The sequence below is a fragment of the Desemzia sp. FAM 23988 genome (assembly GCF_045528365.1).
GTDB lineage: Bacteria > Bacillota > Bacilli > Lactobacillales > Carnobacteriaceae > Desemzia.
Window position 1 is genome coordinate 23,482 of the sequence record NZ_JBGQQS010000024.1, and the last position, 19,549, is coordinate 43,030.

General features: G+C 38.6%; 19 protein-coding genes, 12 tRNA genes and 1 rRNA gene. 5 read left to right on the forward strand and 27 right to left on the reverse strand.

The genetic code is table 11. The annotated features are described in order from the left end of the window. Window positions 1-302 precede the first annotated feature (302 nt). From trmL to ACEN4L_RS11295, 4 genes are all read right to left on the reverse strand, one after another. Window positions 303-812, reverse strand: a complete 510-nt coding sequence (gene trmL / locus ACEN4L_RS11280; RefSeq protein WP_407097396.1) for a tRNA (uridine(34)/cytosine(34)/5-carboxymethylaminomethyluridine(34)-2'-O)-methyltransferase TrmL — start codon at window positions 810-812, stop codon at window positions 303-305. A 25-nt stretch (window positions 813-837) separates the two neighbouring features. Continuing rightward, a complete protein-coding gene (queG, locus tag ACEN4L_RS11285; RefSeq protein ID WP_407097397.1) occupies window positions 838-1,998 on the reverse strand; it encodes a tRNA epoxyqueuosine(34) reductase QueG in 1,161 nt (386 codons plus the stop codon). Between the two features lie 519 nt (window positions 1,999-2,517). Next, entirely contained in the window at window positions 2,518-3,369 is an 852-nt protein-coding gene (locus tag ACEN4L_RS11290) for a putative RNA methyltransferase (RefSeq protein WP_407097398.1), read from the reverse strand. Window positions 3,370-3,402: 33 nt separating this feature from the next. Then, complete coding sequence (locus ACEN4L_RS11295) at window positions 3,403-4,293, reverse strand: NAD-dependent dehydratase (protein WP_407097399.1); 891 nt, start codon at window positions 4,291-4,293, stop codon at window positions 3,403-3,405. 181 nt (window positions 4,294-4,474) lie between these two features. Here ACEN4L_RS11295 and ACEN4L_RS11300 point away from each other — a divergent pair, with 181 nt between their 5' ends. Next, a complete protein-coding gene (locus ACEN4L_RS11300; protein ID WP_407097400.1) occupies window positions 4,475-4,912 on the forward strand; it encodes a DUF2188 domain-containing protein in 438 nt (145 codons plus the stop codon). 97 nt (window positions 4,913-5,009) lie between these two features. On the opposite strand, the gene ACEN4L_RS11305 is transcribed toward ACEN4L_RS11300, so the two are convergent. Together ACEN4L_RS11305 and ACEN4L_RS11310 are read right to left on the reverse strand one after the other, a co-directional pair. Beyond that, window positions 5,010-5,576 (reverse strand): YtxH domain-containing protein, encoded by a 567-nt coding sequence (locus ACEN4L_RS11305; protein WP_407097401.1) that lies wholly within the window; start codon window positions 5,574-5,576, stop codon window positions 5,010-5,012. A gap of 90 nt (window positions 5,577-5,666) precedes the next feature. Then, a complete protein-coding gene (locus tag ACEN4L_RS11310) occupies window positions 5,667-6,944 on the reverse strand; it encodes an aminotransferase class I/II-fold pyridoxal phosphate-dependent enzyme (protein ID WP_407097402.1) in 1,278 nt (425 codons plus the stop codon). 257 nt (window positions 6,945-7,201) lie between these two features. Here ACEN4L_RS11310 and ACEN4L_RS11315 point away from each other — a divergent pair, with 257 nt between their 5' ends. From ACEN4L_RS11315 to ACEN4L_RS11330, 4 genes are all read left to right on the forward strand, one after another. Beyond that, window positions 7,202-8,539 carry an ABC transporter substrate-binding protein gene (locus tag ACEN4L_RS11315; protein ID WP_407097403.1) on the forward strand — a complete coding sequence of 446 codons (1,338 nt, stop codon included), beginning with the start codon at window positions 7,202-7,204 and terminating at the stop codon, window positions 8,537-8,539. Between the two features lie 205 nt (window positions 8,540-8,744). Beyond that, complete coding sequence (locus tag ACEN4L_RS11320; RefSeq protein WP_407097413.1) at window positions 8,745-9,569, forward strand: carbohydrate ABC transporter permease; 825 nt, start codon at window positions 8,745-8,747, stop codon at window positions 9,567-9,569. Window positions 9,570-9,730: 161 nt separating this feature from the next. Further along, entirely contained in the window at window positions 9,731-10,477 is a 747-nt protein-coding gene (locus ACEN4L_RS11325; protein WP_407097414.1) for a carbohydrate ABC transporter permease, read from the forward strand. A 43-nt stretch (window positions 10,478-10,520) separates the two neighbouring features. Further along, window positions 10,521-11,153 (forward strand): YesL family protein, encoded by a 633-nt coding sequence (locus ACEN4L_RS11330; RefSeq protein WP_407097404.1) that lies wholly within the window; start codon window positions 10,521-10,523, stop codon window positions 11,151-11,153. 62 nt (window positions 11,154-11,215) lie between these two features. On the opposite strand, the gene ACEN4L_RS11335 is transcribed toward ACEN4L_RS11330, so the two are convergent. The 21 genes from ACEN4L_RS11335 to rrf all read right to left on the reverse strand — a co-directional run bounded on the left by ACEN4L_RS11335 (window position 11,216) and on the right by rrf (window position 19,539). Next, window positions 11,216-11,374 carry an OadG-related small transporter subunit gene (locus ACEN4L_RS11335; RefSeq protein WP_407097405.1) on the reverse strand — a complete coding sequence of 53 codons (159 nt, stop codon included), beginning with the start codon at window positions 11,372-11,374 and terminating at the stop codon, window positions 11,216-11,218. A 40-nt stretch (window positions 11,375-11,414) separates the two neighbouring features. Beyond that, the gene (locus ACEN4L_RS11340) at window positions 11,415-12,485 is read right to left on the reverse strand and encodes a sodium ion-translocating decarboxylase subunit beta (RefSeq protein ID WP_407097415.1); all 1,071 of its coding nucleotides are present in this window, start codon (window positions 12,483-12,485) and stop codon (window positions 11,415-11,417) included. A gap of 96 nt (window positions 12,486-12,581) precedes the next feature. Beyond that, window positions 12,582-13,712 (reverse strand): sodium ion-translocating decarboxylase subunit beta, encoded by a 1,131-nt coding sequence (locus tag ACEN4L_RS11345; RefSeq protein ID WP_407097406.1) that lies wholly within the window; start codon window positions 13,710-13,712, stop codon window positions 12,582-12,584. A 17-nt stretch (window positions 13,713-13,729) separates the two neighbouring features. Beyond that, window positions 13,730-14,092: a biotin/lipoyl-containing protein gene (locus tag ACEN4L_RS11350; RefSeq protein ID WP_407097407.1), complete on the reverse strand. Its 363-nt coding sequence runs from the start codon at window positions 14,090-14,092 to the stop codon at window positions 13,730-13,732. A 15-nt stretch (window positions 14,093-14,107) separates the two neighbouring features. Next, window positions 14,108-14,371: an OadG family protein gene (locus ACEN4L_RS11355; RefSeq protein WP_407097408.1), complete on the reverse strand. Its 264-nt coding sequence runs from the start codon at window positions 14,369-14,371 to the stop codon at window positions 14,108-14,110. A gap of 15 nt (window positions 14,372-14,386) precedes the next feature. Next, entirely contained in the window at window positions 14,387-15,808 is a 1,422-nt protein-coding gene (locus ACEN4L_RS11360) for an oxaloacetate decarboxylase subunit alpha (protein ID WP_407097409.1), read from the reverse strand. 111 nt (window positions 15,809-15,919) lie between these two features. After that, window positions 15,920-17,566 (reverse strand): phosphoenolpyruvate carboxykinase (ATP), encoded by a 1,647-nt coding sequence (locus ACEN4L_RS11365; protein WP_407097410.1) that lies wholly within the window; start codon window positions 17,564-17,566, stop codon window positions 15,920-15,922. A gap of 258 nt (window positions 17,567-17,824) precedes the next feature. Continuing rightward, on the reverse strand, window positions 17,825-18,013 hold the full coding sequence (locus ACEN4L_RS11370) for a hypothetical protein (protein WP_407097411.1): 189 nt from the start codon (window positions 18,011-18,013) through the stop codon (window positions 17,825-17,827). Between the two features lie 233 nt (window positions 18,014-18,246). Continuing rightward, window positions 18,247-18,330 (reverse strand) — tRNA-Leu (locus tag ACEN4L_RS11375). A 41-nt stretch (window positions 18,331-18,371) separates the two neighbouring features. Beyond that, window positions 18,372-18,442, reverse strand: a tRNA-Cys gene (locus tag ACEN4L_RS11380). A 21-nt stretch (window positions 18,443-18,463) separates the two neighbouring features. Further along, a tRNA-Gln gene (locus ACEN4L_RS11385) sits at window positions 18,464-18,535 on the reverse strand. 9 nt (window positions 18,536-18,544) lie between these two features. Next, window positions 18,545-18,617 (reverse strand) — tRNA-His (locus ACEN4L_RS11390). A gap of 19 nt (window positions 18,618-18,636) precedes the next feature. Next, a tRNA-Trp gene (locus ACEN4L_RS11395) sits at window positions 18,637-18,707 on the reverse strand. Window positions 18,708-18,717: 10 nt separating this feature from the next. Continuing rightward, window positions 18,718-18,798: transfer RNA gene (locus ACEN4L_RS11400), tRNA-Tyr, on the reverse strand. 3 nt (window positions 18,799-18,801) lie between these two features. Next, window positions 18,802-18,874: transfer RNA gene (locus ACEN4L_RS11405), tRNA-Phe, on the reverse strand. A 45-nt stretch (window positions 18,875-18,919) separates the two neighbouring features. Next, a tRNA-Asp gene (locus ACEN4L_RS11410) sits at window positions 18,920-18,992 on the reverse strand. Between the two features lie 19 nt (window positions 18,993-19,011). Next, window positions 19,012-19,084: transfer RNA gene (locus ACEN4L_RS11415), tRNA-Val, on the reverse strand. A gap of 25 nt (window positions 19,085-19,109) precedes the next feature. After that, window positions 19,110-19,181: transfer RNA gene (locus ACEN4L_RS11420), tRNA-Glu, on the reverse strand. Window positions 19,182-19,205: 24 nt separating this feature from the next. Next, window positions 19,206-19,295 (reverse strand) — tRNA-Ser (locus ACEN4L_RS11425). 44 nt (window positions 19,296-19,339) lie between these two features. Then, window positions 19,340-19,413, reverse strand: a tRNA-Asn gene (locus ACEN4L_RS11430). Window positions 19,414-19,423: 10 nt separating this feature from the next. After that, window positions 19,424-19,539, reverse strand: a 5S ribosomal RNA gene (gene rrf, locus ACEN4L_RS11435). Between the last annotated feature and the right edge of the window lie 10 nt (window positions 19,540-19,549).

Consider the following 19,549-nt stretch of genomic DNA (forward strand, 5'->3'; position numbering starts at 1 on the left):
AGCACTAATCTATTAAAAAACAGATGAGTGCAGAATTTCCTTTACATTTACTCGTCGATTTTTGAATAGGAGGATAATCTTAATTTATGAATGTTTAAATCTGCTAAATAAATCATGATCGATTCCCTCCATTTCCTAAGTATAGTTTACAAGTCATATTGTAGCCCTTTCATTAAAAATACACAAGTCAAATTGACATATTTTATTCATCTTTTTCATTATTTTCTTAGAAGTTGATTTTGGACTATAAAAAAAGCCCACCTTGGAATAGAATGAACTTCTCCAAGATAAGCAAGTAAAGGTTAGTCTAGTTTGTCGTTAGCGTAATGGTGTTGCAATTCTAATCCAGAAAATTCTTGTTGCCGTAATACTTCATAAATCATAATGGCCGCTGTATTGGAGAGATTTAAAGAACGCACGTGTTCATCATTCATCGGTAATCGTACACACTTCTCTTCATTTTCACGCATGAATTCTTCCGGTAATCCTGTTGTTTCTTTCCCAAAAAGAAAATAGTAATCTTCCTCTGTATTGGTATAATCTACTTCGCTGTAAACGCGATTGGCAAATTTAGAGACTAAAAACAGCTGTCCGTCTTTAGAATATTCCATAAAGGCTTCCAAGTTTTTATGATAAGTAATGTTTACATCATTCCAATAATCTAATCCAGCTCGTTTTAAATGTTTGTCATCCGTTTTAAATCCTAATGGCTCAATCAAATGTAAATGCGAGTTGGTTGCAGCACACGTACGGGCAATGTTTCCTGTATTTGCTGGAATCAGTGGTTCAAATAGTGCAATGTGATTTGTCATGTTTCTTTCTCTCTCTCCTATTAACTTACTTCAATTTTTTATTTCTGATGACTTCAATAGCTTGAGTAATCTCATAAACAGCTTCTTCATCCGTCTCTTTCTCCAAAGCTTCGTGTAGAAATTCGATCACCAGATCATCTCTTTTTGTGACTATTTTGGAAATAGACCAAGCTGCTGTCCCACGAATTACGGGACGAACATCTTCTTCGATGCAGCGCAACAGATCCGGCAAAGCAGTCCGATCACGCGAGTTTCCTAAGGCAATAATAGCATTTCTCTGCAGCGGCTTCTTCCCTCTCCAGGAACCAGCCATTGAGCCAAATTGCTCTTTAAAGTCTTTGTTGCTGATTATCAGCAATGGTTTTAATTTGGGCATCACTTTTTCAGGATCGGGTTCCATTTCATCATGAAAATGAAAATCTTTTCCTCTATTATAAGGACAAACAATTTGGCAAATATCGCATCCGTAAATGACATGTCCGATTTTACGGCGGAATTGTTCGTCCATCATCCCTTTGGTTTGTGTCTGGTAAGAAAGGCATTGTTTAGCATTGATTCTTCCATCTCCCAGTAATGCTCCAGTAGGACAAGCAGTGACACAACGCATGCATTCCCCGCATCCAAAAGGAACAGGTTCGTCTGGCTCAAACTCTAGATTAGTGATGATTTCTCCCAAATACACATAGCTGCCGAATTCTTCTGTGATCAGCAAGCCATTTCGCCCAATAAACCCCACTCCCGCTCGTTGAGCTACGGCAACATCTACTAATTCGCCCGTGTCTACCATCGGCTTAAAAGTCACTTCTTTATCAGCGGTCACACGTATATAATCGATGAGGCGCTCCATACGATTCCGCAATATGTCATGGTAATCTTGCCCCCAAGAAGCGCGCGCAAATTCTCCACGTCGAACCCCTTTTTCTCTCTGCGGAGGCTCACTCATTTTTGTAGGATACGCTAAAGCAATGGAGATAATAGATTTTGGCTGATCAAAAATCAACTCTGGATAAACGCGTTCTTCAATGACTTTGTGTTCGAATCCAGAATGGTGCCCTTTTGCTTGTTGAGCTTTCAATCTTTCCTCTAGACCATCAAACGGTTCTGCTGTAGCAAACCCGATTTTATCAATGCCGATTCGTTTACTTTCCTCAATGATCCGCTTTTTTAATAAAGTCCCACTGGTCATCTCGATCCCAACCTTCATGTCGTCTTCATAATTTAAGAATGTAAGTTTATTTTATCATATTTACTCTGTCTAGTCTGTTACAATTCAATCCTGTCTTTTTAAACGGTTCCGCAATTTTTGACGTAAGTAAGTAACAGCTAACTATCTTATAAGCTAAATCAGATAGAACTTTAGTTGGGATATAGGTTGCTCATAGTATCCTAGATCATGGCTGAAGAATGACAGTAATGCGGTTGTCAACATCAAAAAACACTCAATTTAATGAAAATGCAAATTTGAACGACAAAAAAACGTATCGCTTCGGTGTCCAGCACTGCGAAACGATACGTTAGTAGAGCCTCTTGATCTCATTAACTTTTATCAACATCTGATGGGATTACTGATAAAAACGAATGAACCTGTTTGGCTTATAAATAACAATATAACACCATCATGATATGAATGCAAGGGAAATCTTTTAAATAGTTTTCTTGTCTCAACTAAAAATGACTTTTTTAGGAAATCGTTTGATTTGCTTGATTATCCTGGCATTTTACCCACTAATAAACAAACATGTATCGTAATTTCTTTCAGTGGATGAGCTACCGCATATTTTAAAGCTTCCTCACTTGCTCCCCAGCTCAAAGGGGTCATTTTCACCAAATCCTGATAGTTTTCCAGCGTCAGCGGAAAAGTATATCGAATGGTGTAAATCTGACTCTCCGGAAAGTGTTCTTGGAACTTTGCGACAACCAGTTCATTCGAATACGATTGCTTCTCTTCTCGATCTCGATAAAGCACGTTTCTTAGTTCTATTAAGTAATCTTTATCCGGAACAATTTTTAGAAGAGTTCCATTAGGCCGCAGCATTCTTTTGAATTCTTGATAATTCGAAGGAGAAAAAATGTTCAATAATGTATCAGTTTGTTTACTCGCAAATGGAGAATGAGCCAAATCAGCCACACACCAAAAAGCATCTGTAAAATGACTTCCCGCTAAAGCAATCGCATCTTTGGAGATATCGAATCCGATTTGCTTTCCTTCAAGCCCCAATGAAGACAGATAGTCTAATTGAGAACCTTCCCCAGATCCAATATCAATGGTTGTACCGTTTTTTTCTTCAATGTGCTCCATAATCTCGTCCAGCATAATGTTGAACAAACCCGCTTGAGCTATCCGAAAACGTGAAGACAGCATCTCCGTATCGTATTCATTAGAGACCCCTTTTGTTAAAAAATGAACCGTCCCTTTTTTAGAAATATTAAAGTTGTGGCCTTCTTCACACACCAGACTATTTCCATCTACCGATTGAAACGGCTCTTGACAAATAGGACATTGAAACAAATCAAGATTTTCTTGCAAGAATTTTTTTGCTTTTTCTATCTTTTTCAACTCTTTGAAACTCCTCACCAGACTAGTTAGACCTTAGTTATTTTCCTGTTTTAGTTCGGCAGTTAATTGGTATATCAACGGTTGCAGCCAACTTTTTAAATCCGGTACAGGATACCCTTCTTTTTCTAAACGCGTCACTTTCAAATAACAGTCTTCCTTCAGACTAAACGGCGATTGGTTTTCTTCATCAGAAGTGTATTCAATATTGGCTTGTTTTCCAGTGGCTTCTTCGATCCAATGCATCAACGTTTCCAGTTCAACGGTTTCATTTGAACTCGCATTGTAGACCCCTGTTTTTTGGTTTTCGATCAACCACATCATAACATTAGCTACTTCGCTTCCCTTAATGAAACTGATGCGCGCATCAGCACGATATAGACGGAAACTTTCTTCATTCATCATTCGACGAATATAATAGTGCAGACGCTCAGTATAATCATTCACATCTAAGACGATTGGAATCCTTAAAGCCGCAGTTGGAAAAGCTTCGTCTTCAAACAAGACTTTTTCTGCTTGACGTTTGCCTTCTCCATAAGTAACTTCTTTAGTTCTGTCCAAATCAAATAACCAAGGATCAAAATCTGTTTCACTGTATCCATCTTTGCTTCCTTTATAAACGGATAATGTGGAAGTGAATAAGTAATACCCTACTTTTCCACCCAGCTTTTCTTGAATGATTTGCGCATCTTCTTTTGTGAAACAAATATTGTCTAATACAATATCCCATTTTTTTTCGCAAATATCGTTCCATCCTTCATGTTCCGCATCAGAACGGTCCAGTACAACGTGTGCGACATTTTTGCCTTTTGGCACTTTATTGTTGCCTCTTGTAGCGAAAGTGACATGGTATCCTTTTGAAATCAGTTTATCTGCTGCTTTACGTCCAAAAAAACGCGTGCCTCCTAAAATAAGCACTTTTTTCATGAGCTTCGCTCCTCGCGTGATTTTTTTATAAATCAACTGTACCATAAGTCCTATTTTTTTACATTAACAGAAAGTAGTTTTCCATAGTATTTTTTTGTTTTTATAAATCGTTTCATTTGCTGAGTGAGTTAAAGAGTGATACATTGTGAGGGAAATAGTTCAGATAGAAAGGATAGATACTATGCCATGGAATATGAACGATTTTCCAAATGCTTTTAAAAATTTCGACCCTTTATTGCGTAAAAAAGCCATAGATATCGGCAATGCTCTACTCGACAATGATTATCCAGAAGATAGAGCCATTCCTATTGCAATCTCACAAGCAAAAGAATGGTTGTCAGATGCTTCAAAAGATGAAAAAGAAGCCTACGAGAACGAAAAGAACCCAACCAAAACTGACAAACATGATACCTCCAGCTCCAATCCAGATTTATTGGACAATGATGTGGAAGTCTATTTTGAAGACGACACTTGGGTCGTAAAAACAGAAGATGCTAAGCGTCCAAGTGATACATTTGATAAAAAAGCAGATGCTGTAAAGCGCGCCAAAGAAATTGCAGAGAATAAGGATTCTTCCGTTATTCGCTATACAAAAGACGGAAAGAAACAAGATGATTGATTGAAATAACCCTTCTGAAATTCATGGAGTAAAGTGAATTTCAGAAGGGTTATTTTTTGTTGAGACTTTATGAGTTGTTTAATTTCTTTAAAGTACTTTATTCTTTAAAGGTATTTTCAATATCCAACTCTTCTTCAAAGGCTTCTTGATACAATTCATATTCTCTTTCACCTTGTCTTTCTTCTTTGGCTTCGGTGATTTCTTGTTTCGATTGTTTAGCCAGCTCTCCAGAGTAGATTTTAACATTGTTTCCAACATCCGAAAGATCATTTTTCAATTCACCAGCAGTGATTTTCACATCTTGTGCTGCTGCTTTAAGATTGGCTTTTAACAAGTCTTTACTCATGGAGTTTTTATTTTTCAATCCCTTTAGATTTTCCTTTAAGATCGGACCATCTACTCTGGCTTGACTTGAAATTTTGTTGGAGGCTTCTTTAAAGCTAACAGATACACCTTTTGAAGCATCTTGAAGTACCGCTTTGACATCTTCGCTTTTATCTTTAGCAATATCAAAATAATCTTTTCCAGTTTCTTTCGTGCGATTTGCTTTCTCCATTAATTCTTCTTGTAACTCATCACCTGGTTTTGGTGCATATAACATAGCTGCTGTGTAGGCTGCTGCTCCTCCAATCAATGCTCCTAACCAAAACGTTCCTTTTGACATAGCTATCCACTCGCTTTCCTTAAATTCATAAATAACCTTTTTATTTCCTTTATCTCATTTATTTTAGCATGCTGAAAAGTATTTCACACTTTATTTGTTTGAGTCCAGTTCTTTTTCTAAACTAACCATTTCTACACACAAACAAATTGCCTTAACAGCGGCTTCTATTTCTTCCACTGAGATAGATGTTGGCGCTAAACGGATACTGTTATTTCGTGGGTTGACTCCATAAGGATAAGAGGCATTCGCTTCTGTTAAGCTCACTCCAATATCCGCTAATAACTCAACAATTCTGTCTGCACAGCCATCCATTGTCGTTAAATGCACAAAATACCCCCCATTTGGCTCGGTCCATTCCAACATCGTTGATTCTTCACCAAAGTAGTTTCCAAAAAGATTACTGATGCTGTCAAATTTTGGTTTCAATAGTTCAGCATGTTTTTCCATATGTTGCAGTAAATGCTTTTTATCTTTCAAGAATTTCACATGACGTTTCTGATTGACTTTATCAAATCCAATCGTCTGATCAGAAAGAACTTCTGTAACCCAATCAATATTTTCTTTACAAGCTCCCAAAGCTGCTACCCCGGCACCTGGAAAAGTAATTTTTGAAGTAGAGCAGAACATCCAAACTCTTTTTTCCGTTCCATATGATTTGCTGGTTTCTAATACATTTTGAACATGTTCTTTCTTTTCTTTAAGGTGGTGCACGACATAAGCATTGTCCCACATAATCACAAAATCTTGAGCAAGAGTTTTCATTTTAGCCAATCTGTCGACTACTTCGTTCGAGTAGGTCACTCCTGTAGGATTGCTGTAAGTAGGGATACACCAGATTCCTTTGATTGAAGCATCATTAGCTACTAGGATTTCTACTTGATCCATATCCGGCCCAGTTGAAGTCATTTCAATAGGAATCAATTCAAACCCTAATTTTTCTGTTGCATTGAAGTGTCGATCATAACCTGGGCTTGGGCATAAAAATTTGACTACCTTTTCTTTAGCCCATGCTGAATTTTTATCTGACTGTCCTAAAAACATTTTGCTGGCTAAAACAGTATACATTAACTGCAAGCTCGAATTCCCTCCAATGATGACCTCATCAGCGGTAATTTCCAATACTTCTGAAAAAAATTGTTTCGCTTCAGGGATCCCTGTCAGTACACCATAATTACGAAAATCAGCTTCAGTTTCTTGATACAGATCTTCCGGCGTTAAAATGTTCAACATCGGTTCAGATAAGGCTAATTGATCTTTGCCAGGTACTCCCCTTTTCAGATTTAATTGAAAAGGTTTCTCTTTGAATCTATCGTATGTCTCTTTCAGCTCTTCTAAACGGTTAATTTTTTCTTCATTTGTTTGTCTCATCTTGTTTAGTCTCCTTAGCGGCATCATTCTTTTTGTCAATAGGTAAATTATAGCCAAAATAGTTGCGGAGGGGAAGAAATACCTGATTGAAGCAGTTTTTTTATTTTTATATCATTTAAGGCTATTTATTTGAATACTTCGAAACTATAGTATATCATCAAAATTGAAGAAGCACTCATTAATGTATGCCCTTACGTTAAGTGCCGACATTAATTCTGCTATTCCCATTATAACTTAGAAAGGTGAAGGTGGTAGCAATGATTAAAAGAAAGAAATTTTGGCTTTCTTTGACCCTTACAGCAGGAACTGCGCTTTTATTAGCAGCATGCGGAGGAGGAAATGAAGAAGCAAATAATTCCGAAGATACCGGAGCGGATGGAGATAAAGTTTCGATTGAATTCTGGTCTTTCTGGGGCTCTGGTTTACGCAGAGACGCTATTGAAGAAATTATTGAAGATTTTAATACATCACAAGACGAAATCGAGGTTGAGTACGTTTATCAACCATGGGGAGACATATGGACCAAATCACTAGCTTCTATTGCAGCTGGGGATCCACCTGATGTTATCGTTCAAGACATCAATTCAGTTCAACAACGTGCAGAAGCACAACAATCAACGAACCTTCAAGACTACATCAACCAAGAAGATGATATGGAATCTCTCTTCTATCCTCATTTATGGGAAACCGTATTCTATGAAGATAATGCCTATGCGTTGCCTTTTAATACAGATACCCAAGTGCTTTTTTACAATAAAGATGCTTTTGAGGAAGTAGGCTTAGATCCTGAGACTCCACCTGCTACATGGGAAGAATTAGAAGAATACGCTCGTGCTTTAGATGTACAAGACGGAGATTCATGGGAACGCATCGGATTTTACCCGCTTTGGAATGTAGGCGCAGATGTTTGGGCATTAAATGCGGATAATGGCGTAAGCTGGTTCGATGACGAAGGTAATGTGACCATTGATACACCTGAAAAAGTAGAAGCTCTTGAGTGGATCTTAGAATGGCAAGACTACTATGGTGCTGACACTATCAATTCATATGAAGCAGAATTCGGCTCAGGAGTTGCTGATCCATTCATTTCTGGATTAGTGGGTATTCGAGCTCAAAATATCAACTATTACACCAATTTACTTGAAAATGCACCTGAAGACTTTAACTTTGGTGTAGCACCTTTACCAGAACATGAAGAAGGCAGCGGAAATTGGTCATGGGGTGGCGGTTTCGTTCTAGAAATCCCATACGGAGCAGAAAATCCTGAAGCTTCTTATGAGTTTATGAAATACCTCACTTCAACAGAAGTTCAAGAAAAATTTGGTTTGAATAGTTTTGATATTATGGCAAACCAAGAAGCTAACACTAATCTGACAACTCATCCTGATTTAGATGAGGAAGGCCAAATGATTTATGAAATGGCTGACCGCAATTTAGAAAACACAGTGATCACTCCTGTTCCTTTGACTGCACCTGACTTTAGTTCTTTAGTGAATGGAGAAATTGATAATGTGATGCTGGGAAATAAATCACCTGAAGAAGCATTGGAAGCAGCTCAAGCTTCAGTTGAGAATCTCGTTGAACAAAACGAATAACGGTTTATTTCATGAGCAAAATGACTCAGCAGACAAGGTGACAGAGGCTATTCTTTGTCGCCTTGTTTTGTACTAAACGAAAGAGGTGAAAAAATTGGCTGCTACAACAGAAAAGCAAAAGAAAAAAAAGACTAAAAAACAAAAAAATGATGCTCTTTGGGGCCTCTTCTTTGTCTCTCCATTTATCATTGGTTTCGTTATTTTTATGTTGGGGCCAATGCTATTTTCTTTCTATGGAAGTTTTACTAACTACAATTTGACTTCCAAAATGGACTTTATCGGCTTTGATAATTTCAGAAGAATGTTTACACAAGATGAGCTTTTTTGGAAATCACTCTATAATACGGGGTATTACGTCTTGTTCAATGTTCCTTTGACAGCGATTGGGAGTGTTTTATTAGCCGTCTTATTAAATCAACGCGTGCGAGGAATCTCCATATTCAGAACTATTTTTTATTTACCCGCTATTTTATCTGGTGTGGCCGTCTATGTATTATGGATGCAGATGCTCTCTCCTACATCAGGTTTAATAAATACTATATTAGCTTGGGTCGGGATTCAAGGTCCTGCTTGGTTATTTGATCCCCAATGGACAAAACCGGCTCTGATCTTAATGAAACTGTGGAGTGTGGGAGGCGCAATGCTGCTGTATTTGGCGACTTTGCAAAACGTTCCAAACCAACTATACGAATCAGCAGAAATCGACGGAGCCAGTGCTTTTAAACGATTCCGTCACATTACTTTACCAATGATCACGCCCATTATTTTTTATGATGTAGTTACATCAACTATCGGAGCTTTCCAAATTTTCCAAGAAGCTTATGTCATGTCGGAAAGTGGCACGAATGGTCCAGCGAATTCCCTTCTCTTCTACAATTTACATATGTGGAACAAAGCTTTTGTGGCTTTTGACATGGGGTATGCAATGGCTATGTCTATGGTATTATTTGTTATCGTGTTGAGTTTAACATTTGTGAATTTAAAATTGGCTCCTCGTTGGGTACATTATGGAGGAGGTCGAAGTGAATGATTGAAAATGTTTCGAATACAAAAACTTCTGAACAAACTGAAAAAATTATTCCTAAAAAGCAGCACTTTAAGAGTCGGAAAAGACAACGTAATGCAAATAAATTCATTTCTTACATTCTTTTGATTGGGGTAAGTATTGTTCTATTAGCTCCACTCTTTTGGATGGTCTTTACTTCTTTAAAACCAATGGAAGAAATCGTGCGCTTCCCGCCAAGCTTCTTTCCGGAAACTTTACAATGGTCCAATTATACAGAAACCATTGCAGCCTTTCCGTTTTTCAAATATGCAAGAAACACTTTGCTGATCACGTTTTTTGTTGTGTTAGGTAATGTGGTGTCCAATTCATTTATCGCCTATGGTTTTGCTAAAATATCTTTCCCAGGGAAAAACATTTTATTTTCTCTCGTCTTAGCTACCATGATGATTCCAGGATTTGTTACCATGATTCCACAATACATTCTATTCACTCGAATCGGCTGGGTAGGAACTTATTTACCGTTGATCGTCCCGTCTTTCTTCGGTAGTGCCTTCAATATCTTCTTGATGCGTCAATTTTATTTATCGATCAATGATGAGTTGATTGAAGCCGCCCAGATTGATGGTGCAAATCATTTGTATATCTGGAGTCATTTAATGGTTCCTTTGACTAAACCAGCATTGATTACTATTGGGATCACATCCTTTAACGGAGCATGGAATGACTTTCTTGGACCATTGTTGTATATTCATGATGAAGAGATGTATACCTTACAAATCGGATTACAAACTTTCCAAAATCAATCGACTACCCAGTGGAATTATTTGATGGCTGGAGCTACTTTAGTCATGATCCCAACAGTCTTATTGTTCTTCTTCGCTCAGAAATACTTCATTCAAGGAATGGACTTGACTGGCGGAACAAAAGGATAAAAAAATGAAAATATACAGTAAATCGGTAGAAAGGACAACTCTGATGAAAAAATTCGACTTTACCAACGGAATTGTAGAAGGTACCGAATGGATATCCCGACTGGCTGTTTTGAACCTTGTATGGCTGTTGTTTTCACTGCCTTTAGTTACCGCAATTCCAGCCACAAATGCCTTGTTCCATATCTTGCATTTGTGGTCACAAGGCGAAACGTCTGTGCCTATTTTTAAAACTTTTCACCATTATTTTAAATCACATTTTTGGGAAGGATACAAAATTGGGCTGCCGGTTTTCGGAATATCTGCAATCCTATTCCTAGACAGTTGGTATTTAGCCAGCTTATCCTCTCCAGCAGCTTGGATACAAGTTTATAAGTACGTGATTTACGTCGCTTCTATTCTTTTTGGATTGACAGCTTTATTCTATTTCCCGTTAACCAAAAAGCTGACTACTTCTTTGCCAAAAAAATTTTTAACGGGGTTTGTTTTAATGGCTGGTCATCCGCTCATCAGCTTGGGACTATTCCTCATCTCTGGAGTATTGCTTTTTGTATTGTTGAGATGGCCAGCATTATTCTTTTTCTTTTCAGTAAGCGGTCTTGGCTGGATAGCCACAATAGCTGTAAAAACTACTTTCACTAAAACCCTGTTGAAAAAAATTCATTCTGTACAGAGCTAAATGAACAGTTAAAAAGGAACGTCAAGACAGTAAAGTTATTGTCCTGACGTTCCTTTTTTAATTTAGTTTTTTACTGAAGGGTTATCCCCTTTTGACGGAAATAATTTGATCAGCAAAATACTCGTCACGTACAAAATAAACAGGACAGCAAAAATTCCTAACATACCAATACCCATAAGTTCCAATCCTTTTTCTAAAGCTGTGTAATCTACATCAAACATTCTACCGCCTCCCTTCAAGAAAACGATCTTTACAACAAGGTCACATAAAGTAATTCAATACTAAGCCTCCAGCTACAACCGAGGCAATCTGTCCAGAAACATTCGCTCCAATTGCATACATCAATATGAAATTCTGATTGTCTTCAGTATGGGCCATTCGCTGGATAACTCGAGCTGACATAGGAAATGCAGAGATACCAGCAGCACCGATCATCGGATTGATTTTTTCTTTTCTGAATATATTCAGAAACTTGGCGAATAGAACCCCGCCGATGGTATCCATTACAAATGCCACCAGACCAAAAGCAATGATTAAAAGTGTACTAAGATTTAAAAACTGATCAGCCGTCATTTTTACTGAAATGGTCAATCCCAATAAAATACTGACCAGATTGACTAATTCATTTTGTGCGGACTGACTCAATCGATCCAATACACCGCATTCCCGCATCAAATTACCAAACATCAAAAAACCGACTAACGGCAATGAAGCTGGAGCGACAAAGCCCGCCACAAAAACAACACTAATTGGAAATAAAATTCTAGTTGATTTAGAAATCGTTTCTGCTTGGTAAGTCATCTTGATTTTCCGTTCTTTTTCTGTAGTGACCGCTTTGATGGCGATAGGCTGAATGATAGGCACTAAGGCCATGTAAGAATATGCTGCTACAGTAATGGGTCCCAATAAATGAGGCGCTAACTGATTGGTTACAAAAATGGATGTCGGACCATCTGCCGCTCCAATAATTCCGATAGAAGCAGCTTCTTGCAAATCAAATCCAAATATAATCGCTACTAAAATAGTAAAAAAGATCCCAAATTGAGCTGCTGCTCCAAATAAAAACATAAAAGGGTTCTTTAACAATGGTCCAAAATCGATCATTGCTCCGATACCGATAAAAATCAACAATGGAAACAACTCATTCGAAATCCCAAAATCAAAGAGAACATCTAAAATTCCTTCTTGAGTCTGTCCATTTATTTCTTGACTAATCAATCCAGAGCCGGGTATATTGACTAATACAGCGCCAAGCCCCATCGGAATAAGCAATGTTGGTTCATACTGCTTTTTGATACCCAAGTAAATCAACAAAGCTCCAATTCCCATCATAATGATTTGACCAGAAGTAACTGCTGATAATCCATTGATAAAAGCTTCCAAATAATCCCCTCCTGCCACCATACGCTATTATTCCTCATTTCTTCATTAACCAAAGAAAGATAACAACACACCTGCAGCTACTGCAGAACCAATGACACCTGCTACATTTGGCCCCATGGCGTGCATCAACAAGTAGTTGGAAGGATTGGCCTTTGCTCCCTCTTTTTGAACTACACGTGCAGCCATCGGAACGGCAGAGACGCCTGCTGCACCAATCATTGGGTTGATCTTTCCACCAGACAGCTTGCACATCAATTTCCCCATCAATACACCACCTGCTGTCCCTGCAGCAAATGCGATTAAGCCCAACAACACAACTTGTAAAGTCTCTATAGTGAGTAAAATATCCCCATTGGCTTTAGCTCCAACCGTTATCCCCAGCAGAATCGTGACAATATACATAAATGAATTTTGTAACGTTTCAGTAAGTTTTGGTACAACGTTGCTTTCTTTCACTAAATTTCCCAGCATCAGCATTCCGATTAGTGGAGCTGATGAAGGAACAACTAAAATAACAAATATCGTAGTTACAATAGGAAACAATATTTTTTCTGCTTTTGATACTGGACGCAACTGTTCCATTTTAATTTCTCGTTCTGCTTTAGTTGTTAAGGCTTGTATGATCGGTGGTTGGATAATAGGAACCAATGCCATATATGAATAGGCAGCTAACGCTATGATGGGTAATAAATGATCTGCTAATTGAGTAGTCAAATAAATTGCTGTCGGTCCATCTGCACCACCAATAATTCCAATAGATGAAGCTTCTTGAGGCGTCATTCCCAAAGCCAAAGCTCCGAAAAAAGCAATAAAAATCCCGACTTGTGCCGCTCCGCCTAACAACAAGGTCTTAGGATTTGCAATTAAAGGTCCAAAATCAATCGTTGAACCTAAACAGAGAAATATAAGTGGCGGATAAATTCCCAGCTCTGTTCCTTGATAGAGATAGTACAAGAGTCCTCCTGACGAACCAGCCTGAGGAGCCAACATGAGATTGGCTAAAGGCAAATTCACTAATAACATTCCAAAAGCTATCGGCAACAGCAGATAAGGTTCATACCCTTTTTTGATGGCTAAATATAGAAAAGCACAAGCCAATAGGATCATAATGACGTGTTTGTAACTCATATTGACCAGACCAGAAGTAGTGATGAGTTCATTTAGTGCCTCAAACATTCGCCTTCCTCCTCACCTCAAGAGATAACCATCAATGAGTCCCCAGATTCTACCGCCTGATTAGCTCGTATTTGGATACTTGAAACCACTCCATTGTTGGGAGCTACAATTTCATTTTCCATTTTCATGGCTTCTAAGATGCACAAGACTTCTCCCTTAGAGACTGTTTGTCCTTCGGCTACTTGAAGACGCAAAATAGTACCGGGCATTGGAGCAGAAATGGTATGACCATCAGTCTGAGTTGTATTATGATTCTGCTGCGGTGTTGATTGGATAGGTGCAGTGGGTTGTGCGAGCTGTTGGGAGTGAGTTTCAGTGTCGACTTCTTTCACAGATACTTGATAGACTTTTCCATTAACCGTAATTTCGTAATTTTTCATGTCATGATCCTCCATTTAACGAATTCTTTTTATCGACGTGATTTGATAATGCTTATTTTGCTGCTCTTCATTCGCTAAAATCAATGCCATCAAAGCCGCTGCTGTTCTCGTCTCTTCATCTTCCACTAGAGTCGTTGCAGCTTGTGATTTCTCTTTTTGTCTTTCTAAGACGATCCGAGATAAACTGATGACAAGCTGCAGCCCAATCAAAATGAGAAAAACAACTAACATACTAAGGACAGTGACCACTACTCCATCCATAACAGTGAAATTTCGCATACTACCCCTCTTTCCTTACATACTTGCTGAAATTCGTATCACCACATCTTCAGCTACAGATTGTACTGTTGGTTCGGAAACCATCATAGGTCTTTGATATTTCTTTTCTAAAAAAGCTTTGCCTACTTGTGGGAAAAGAGCATACGTTAAGACATCTTCATCTGATTTTGCCAACTCGCCCAGCTCTTTTTTCAACCGATCGAATTCTGGTTTGATATGATTTGCAGGACGGTCGGTCACTACAGGATCATCATGAATGATCGATTTCCTGAATTCTTCGCTTACCGGTACCGGAGTTTGCCCGTAAGAACCACGCAAATATTCTTTGATTTCATTTGGTACCATCTTATATCGTTCCACAGATAAAACATTGAATACGGCTTGAGTTCCGACCATTTGGCTCATAGGGGTTACAAGAGGCGGGAAACCTAAATCAGCACGTACACGAGGAACTTCTTTCAGTACCTCATCGTATTTATCCGTAGCATTAGCTTGCTTCAACTGAGATAACAGGTTAGACAACATCCCACCTGGAACTTGGTAAATCAGCGCTTTTGGATCTGATCCCATCATTTTCGGGTTCAACAATTCATTTGCCAAATATTTATCTCGAATAGGTTTAAAATAATCCGCGACTTCTTCTAACAGGTCAACATCTAGTTTAGTACGATTCTCCCCTTCATTTAAACAAATAGCCATTGTTTCTGTAGGTGGTTGACTAGTCCCTTCTGCGAATGGTGAAATAGCGGTATCGATCATATCCACTCCTACTTGGACTGCCATCAGATAGGTCATTTGAGATGTGCCGCTGGTAGCATGTGTATGCAGACTTAAAGGTACCGTGATGACCTCTTTTATTGCCTTAACTAAGTCTTTTGCTACATAAGGGGTCAGTATTCCAGCCATATCTTTAATGCAAATAGAGTCTGCACCCATATCTTCCATTTGTTTCGCTAAGTCAGCAAAATAAGGGATCGTATGCACATCACTGATCGTATAACAAATGGTCAATTGTGCATGCCCGCCATATTTTTTTACCGCTTTTAAGGAAGCTTCTAAATTTCGTACATCATTTAATGCATCAAAAATACGAAAAATATCGATTCCATTCTCCATCGCTTTTTCGACAAATTTGTCAACCACATCGTCTGCGTAATGACGATAGCCCAACAAATTTTGACCGCGCAGCAACATTTGCAACTTTGTATTCGGAGCTCGTTTGCGTATTTCTCTCAACCTATCCCAAGGATCTTCATTTAAAAAGCGAATGGCTGCATCAAATGTTGCTCCACCCCAGCATTCTAAAGAAAAGTATCCTACTCGGTCCATTTTTTCAATGATTGGCAACATATCTTCTGTGGACATTCGAGTAGCCATCAAACTTTGGTGAGCATCTCTAAGAACTGTTTCTGTCATTTCAATCGTTCGGCCTGGCATGTATCTTCCTCCCCACTCAAAAAATGGAAAAGCAATTCTTACAATAAGAATTGCTTTTCTTACGCAAATCAAGAATGAACTGTAAAGAACTCATTCTTATTTTACGCTTACTCAAAATTCTTCTATTAGATTTAATACAGCTTTCAAAGCTTCGTTAGGCAATACATTTAATGGATTTTTTTGATTTTGTTCATTGATAAATTCGCCACGCATTTTCATTCTTTCATCCACTAAAGCCGTATAAGACGAATTAGAGAAACCCGGTTCAAATCCGTTGACTACTAAATAACTGATATCTGAACAATTGCCAAAAGATTTGAATTCAGCTGTTCCCTCCACTATTTTTTCTACTGCTTCCAGAGTGACTTCTTTAGGTATTTTTTTATCTAAAAAGAAACCTGTGTTCAGAATGTAGCAATCGGTATTTTTTTTCTCAAACAGGTATTTAAAATTATTGTAATCATCGATCAACGGATAAACTCTAAAGGGATTAGCATAAGGCTCAATAACCAACTTGTTGATATCTACCCCTTTTTTCAAACGCTCAGCAGTCGTTCTCTTAGTAGCCAGAGTGGCTCCAAACGTCGTGGCCAACACTGGATCGGTTACTTTTAAGACTGGCGGCAGCGATTCATCTTTCATGATCCAGAAAATAGCATTGATCGGTTCATCAAATTTATCTACTCGATTTGGCGTAGAATAACGGGATTTCACTGTCCGCCCATTTCCGTTACGTAGATCTTCTGTCAACAGGACTTTTTTCCCCTCTTCATCTTGAGTGACTCCTACATTTTGTACACTGACAAAGTAATCTACTTCTGGATGATCAGCAGGATAATCTTGTGTTTTATCAAAATAAGACGGTTCTAAAGCGATGGAAGAGCCATTTTCCAAAGAAATGATAAAAGCATCATCATGCAATACTTCGATTCCATACTTATCATCATGCTTGGCATGAGTCAAGGTCGATTTACCTGAACCCGATAGTCCGAAAAATGCTGAAACGTAACTCTCGTTATTTTTAAGAGTAAATTTCTTCTGTCCGCCATGACAAGAGGCATAACCGACATTATGGGCAATATTCCATGCTAAAGTAAGTGTAGCTTTTTTTAATTCCCCAAAATAATTCATCCCAAGAATGATGGCACAATTGTGTTCAGGATCAAAATAGGCTAAACCTAATGGATAATCTGGATGATGCCAATAAGCATCTTGGTAAATCATGATATCTCCTTCATTGATTTCAACGGAAGATTGATACATCGTGTTGTATTCTTCATTGGTCACTTGGAAATTTAACAACCAAGAATACAAGTTATTTTCTTGTCCTTCTGGTACCGTTAAATGAGCTTTCACCATAAAATCAGAATCTAATCCTACATAAGCTGTTGTTTTGTATCTTAATTTTTGCGTACCATCATAAACGGCATCCATAACCAAAGATTTAATTTTTTTATCTTCTTCAGGATTTTCTCCTTGTATTCTTTTTGCTACAGCAGTTCTTCCTACAACATTGTTTCCATTTTCCACTAAAACTTTAGCGCTTTGAGGCAATCCTAGTTTTTCAGGAAATTTAACGTCCAAATCAGTCACAATCGTATTGACAGCATCATGTGCTAATCCATAGGCATCTTCAAGTGTAGTGACTAACTGAATATTATTGCTGTACATAGAAGTTTCGATAATAGAACGTAATGAAGAAAACAGGTGATTTGTTTTGCGAATTTCTGATTTTAAAAATCTTTCTTTCGTTGACAATGGCGACACTCCTCACAATTAATAGATTATTGGAACCATCTTTACCTATTGCTGCAACTTTTCAAAAACTTTTAAACCGACTATTTTCTCCCATCCTTTCTTTTCTTATTCAAACTTCTAAAAGTTGACCAGCAACACTTAAAAAATTTATAGTGACTCGATTACACTCTTATAATAACAGAAAAACACCTATTATTAAAGCGCTTACTTTACTTTAAATAAAAGAATTCATTCCTTTTTTGGAATGAATTCTTTACCTCAATGATGATCTTTATTCTTTTGGAATGGATGATTGCCTTTTTTAATCCTAGTTCCTACATATACTATATACAGTCCATAAGCAATAACCAAAACTGCAACTAATGGTTGGATAGCTATCGCAAAAATTCCCATGAGCACAATTAAACTTCCAACAATTATCTGCCATTTTCCTAAACGTTTATTCACGATCATCTCTCCTACTTGTTCTCTTACTTCTAGTATAACAAACTATTTATCCAAATGTTGTCGTTTAGGAATTAAATAAACTAATTCTATTGTCTCCATCGACTTATAGTTTGTTAAATCTGCTATAAACTCACATTTTTTTACTTACCAACGTCAAATGTTGTAGAACCGAAATTTGTATATAACAGTATAAAAAAAGCAACAACGCTATTATACGCTGTTGCTTTTTAGTATACCGGCGGCCGGAATCGAACCGGCACGCCCTCGCGGGCACAGGATTTTGAGTCCAGCGCGTCTACCAGTTCCGCCACGCCGGCAAGATTACTAATTGCAAGTTTTAACTTTTATTAAAGTCATAAGGCGGTAACCGGATTTGAACCGGTGATGAAGGTTTTGCAGACCTCTGCCTTACCACTTGGCTATACCGCCAAAATATAATATTTAAACAAACTGGGCTAGCTGGATTCGAACCAGCGCGTGAGGGAGTCAAAGTCCCTTGCCTTACCGCTTGGCTATAGCCCAATAAAAAAGGGCGACTGATGGGGATCGAACCCACGCGTGCCGGAACCACAATCCGGTGTGTTAACCACTTCACCACAATCGCCATAATTTAAATGTACTAACAGGGGTAGTAGGAATCGAACCCACATTGATGGTTTTGGAGACCATAGTTCTACCGTTAAACTATACCCCTAAAATAATAATGGAGGGGGGCAGATTCGAACTGCCGAACCCGAAGGAGCGGATTTACAGTCCGCCGCGTTTAGCCACTTCGCTACCCCTCCAAATGGCCCGGGACAGAGTCGAACTGCCGACACCTTGAGCTTCAATCAAGTGCTCTACCAACTGAGCTACCGGGCCATATGCATTAGGAAAAATTAGTGCTATTCTATTTTTTCAAAAATACGGTCTCGACGGGAATCGAACCCGCGATCTTCTGCGTGACAGGCAGACATGTTAACCCCTACACCACGAGACCATAATTTAATTTGTTGCAATGGAGGTTAACGGGCTCGAACCGCTGACCCTCTGCTTGTAAGGCAGATGCTCTCCCAACTGAGCTAAACCTCCAGGTTTGAATAAACCTTTATTACAATGACCCGTACGGGATTCGAACCCGTGTTACCGCCGTGAAAGGGCAGTGTCTTAACCGCTTGACCAACGGGCCATAACTTACATTAAAATTTCACAACGGAGAGTAAGGGATTCGAACCCTTGAGACAGTTTTCACCGCCTACACGATTTCCAATCGTGCTCCTTCGGCCAGCTCGGACAACTCTCCAGATTCTAGTTTCCTTGTACCCTATACATGAAAATACTATGTAACTCCGCAAGTAGGACTCGAACCTACGACATCGTGATTAACAGTCACGCGCTACTACCAACTGAGCTATTGCGGAATAACTATATGCGCGGCAACGTCCTAGTCTCACAAGGGGAAACCCCTCACTACCTTCGGCGCTAAGAAGCTTAACTACTGTGTTCGGCATGGGAACAGGTGTGACCTTCTTGCCATCGTCACCACACATATGTGTG

Coding starts and splice junctions, on each gene's coding strand:
- trmL (WP_407097396.1), bottom strand. CDS start 812: ATGACAAATCACATTGCACTATTTGAACCACTGATTCCAGCAAATACA.
- queG (WP_407097397.1), bottom strand. CDS start 1,998: ATGACCAGTGGGACTTTATTAAAAAAGCGGATCATTGAGGAAAGTAAA.
- ACEN4L_RS11295 (WP_407097399.1), bottom strand. CDS start 4,293: ATGAAAAAAGTGCTTATTTTAGGAGGCACGCGTTTTTTTGGACGTAAA.
- ACEN4L_RS11300 (WP_407097400.1), top strand. CDS start 4,475: ATGCCATGGAATATGAACGATTTTCCAAATGCTTTTAAAAATTTCGAC.
- ACEN4L_RS11305 (WP_407097401.1), bottom strand. CDS start 5,576: ATGTCAAAAGGAACGTTTTGGTTAGGAGCATTGATTGGAGGAGCAGCA.
- ACEN4L_RS11310 (WP_407097402.1), bottom strand. CDS start 6,944: ATGAGACAAACAAATGAAGAAAAAATTAACCGTTTAGAAGAGCTGAAA.
- ACEN4L_RS11315 (WP_407097403.1), top strand. CDS start 7,202: ATGATTAAAAGAAAGAAATTTTGGCTTTCTTTGACCCTTACAGCAGGA.
- ACEN4L_RS11320 (WP_407097413.1), top strand. CDS start 8,745: ATGTTGGGGCCAATGCTATTTTCTTTCTATGGAAGTTTTACTAACTAC.
- ACEN4L_RS11325 (WP_407097414.1), top strand. CDS start 9,731: ATGGTCTTTACTTCTTTAAAACCAATGGAAGAAATCGTGCGCTTCCCG.
- ACEN4L_RS11330 (WP_407097404.1), top strand. CDS start 10,521: ATGAAAAAATTCGACTTTACCAACGGAATTGTAGAAGGTACCGAATGG.
- ACEN4L_RS11335 (WP_407097405.1), bottom strand. CDS start 11,374: ATGTTTGATGTAGATTACACAGCTTTAGAAAAAGGATTGGAACTTATG.
- ACEN4L_RS11340 (WP_407097415.1), bottom strand. CDS start 12,485: ATGATGGGAATTGGAGCTTTGTTGATTTACTTGGGTATCAAAAAGCAG.
- ACEN4L_RS11345 (WP_407097406.1), bottom strand. CDS start 13,712: ATGTTTGAGGCACTAAATGAACTCATCACTACTTCTGGTCTGGTCAAT.
- ACEN4L_RS11350 (WP_407097407.1), bottom strand. CDS start 14,092: ATGAAAAATTACGAAATTACGGTTAATGGAAAAGTCTATCAAGTATCT.
- ACEN4L_RS11355 (WP_407097408.1), bottom strand. CDS start 14,371: ATGCGAAATTTCACTGTTATGGATGGAGTAGTGGTCACTGTCCTTAGT.
- ACEN4L_RS11360 (WP_407097409.1), bottom strand. CDS start 15,808: ATGCCAGGCCGAACGATTGAAATGACAGAAACAGTTCTTAGAGATGCT.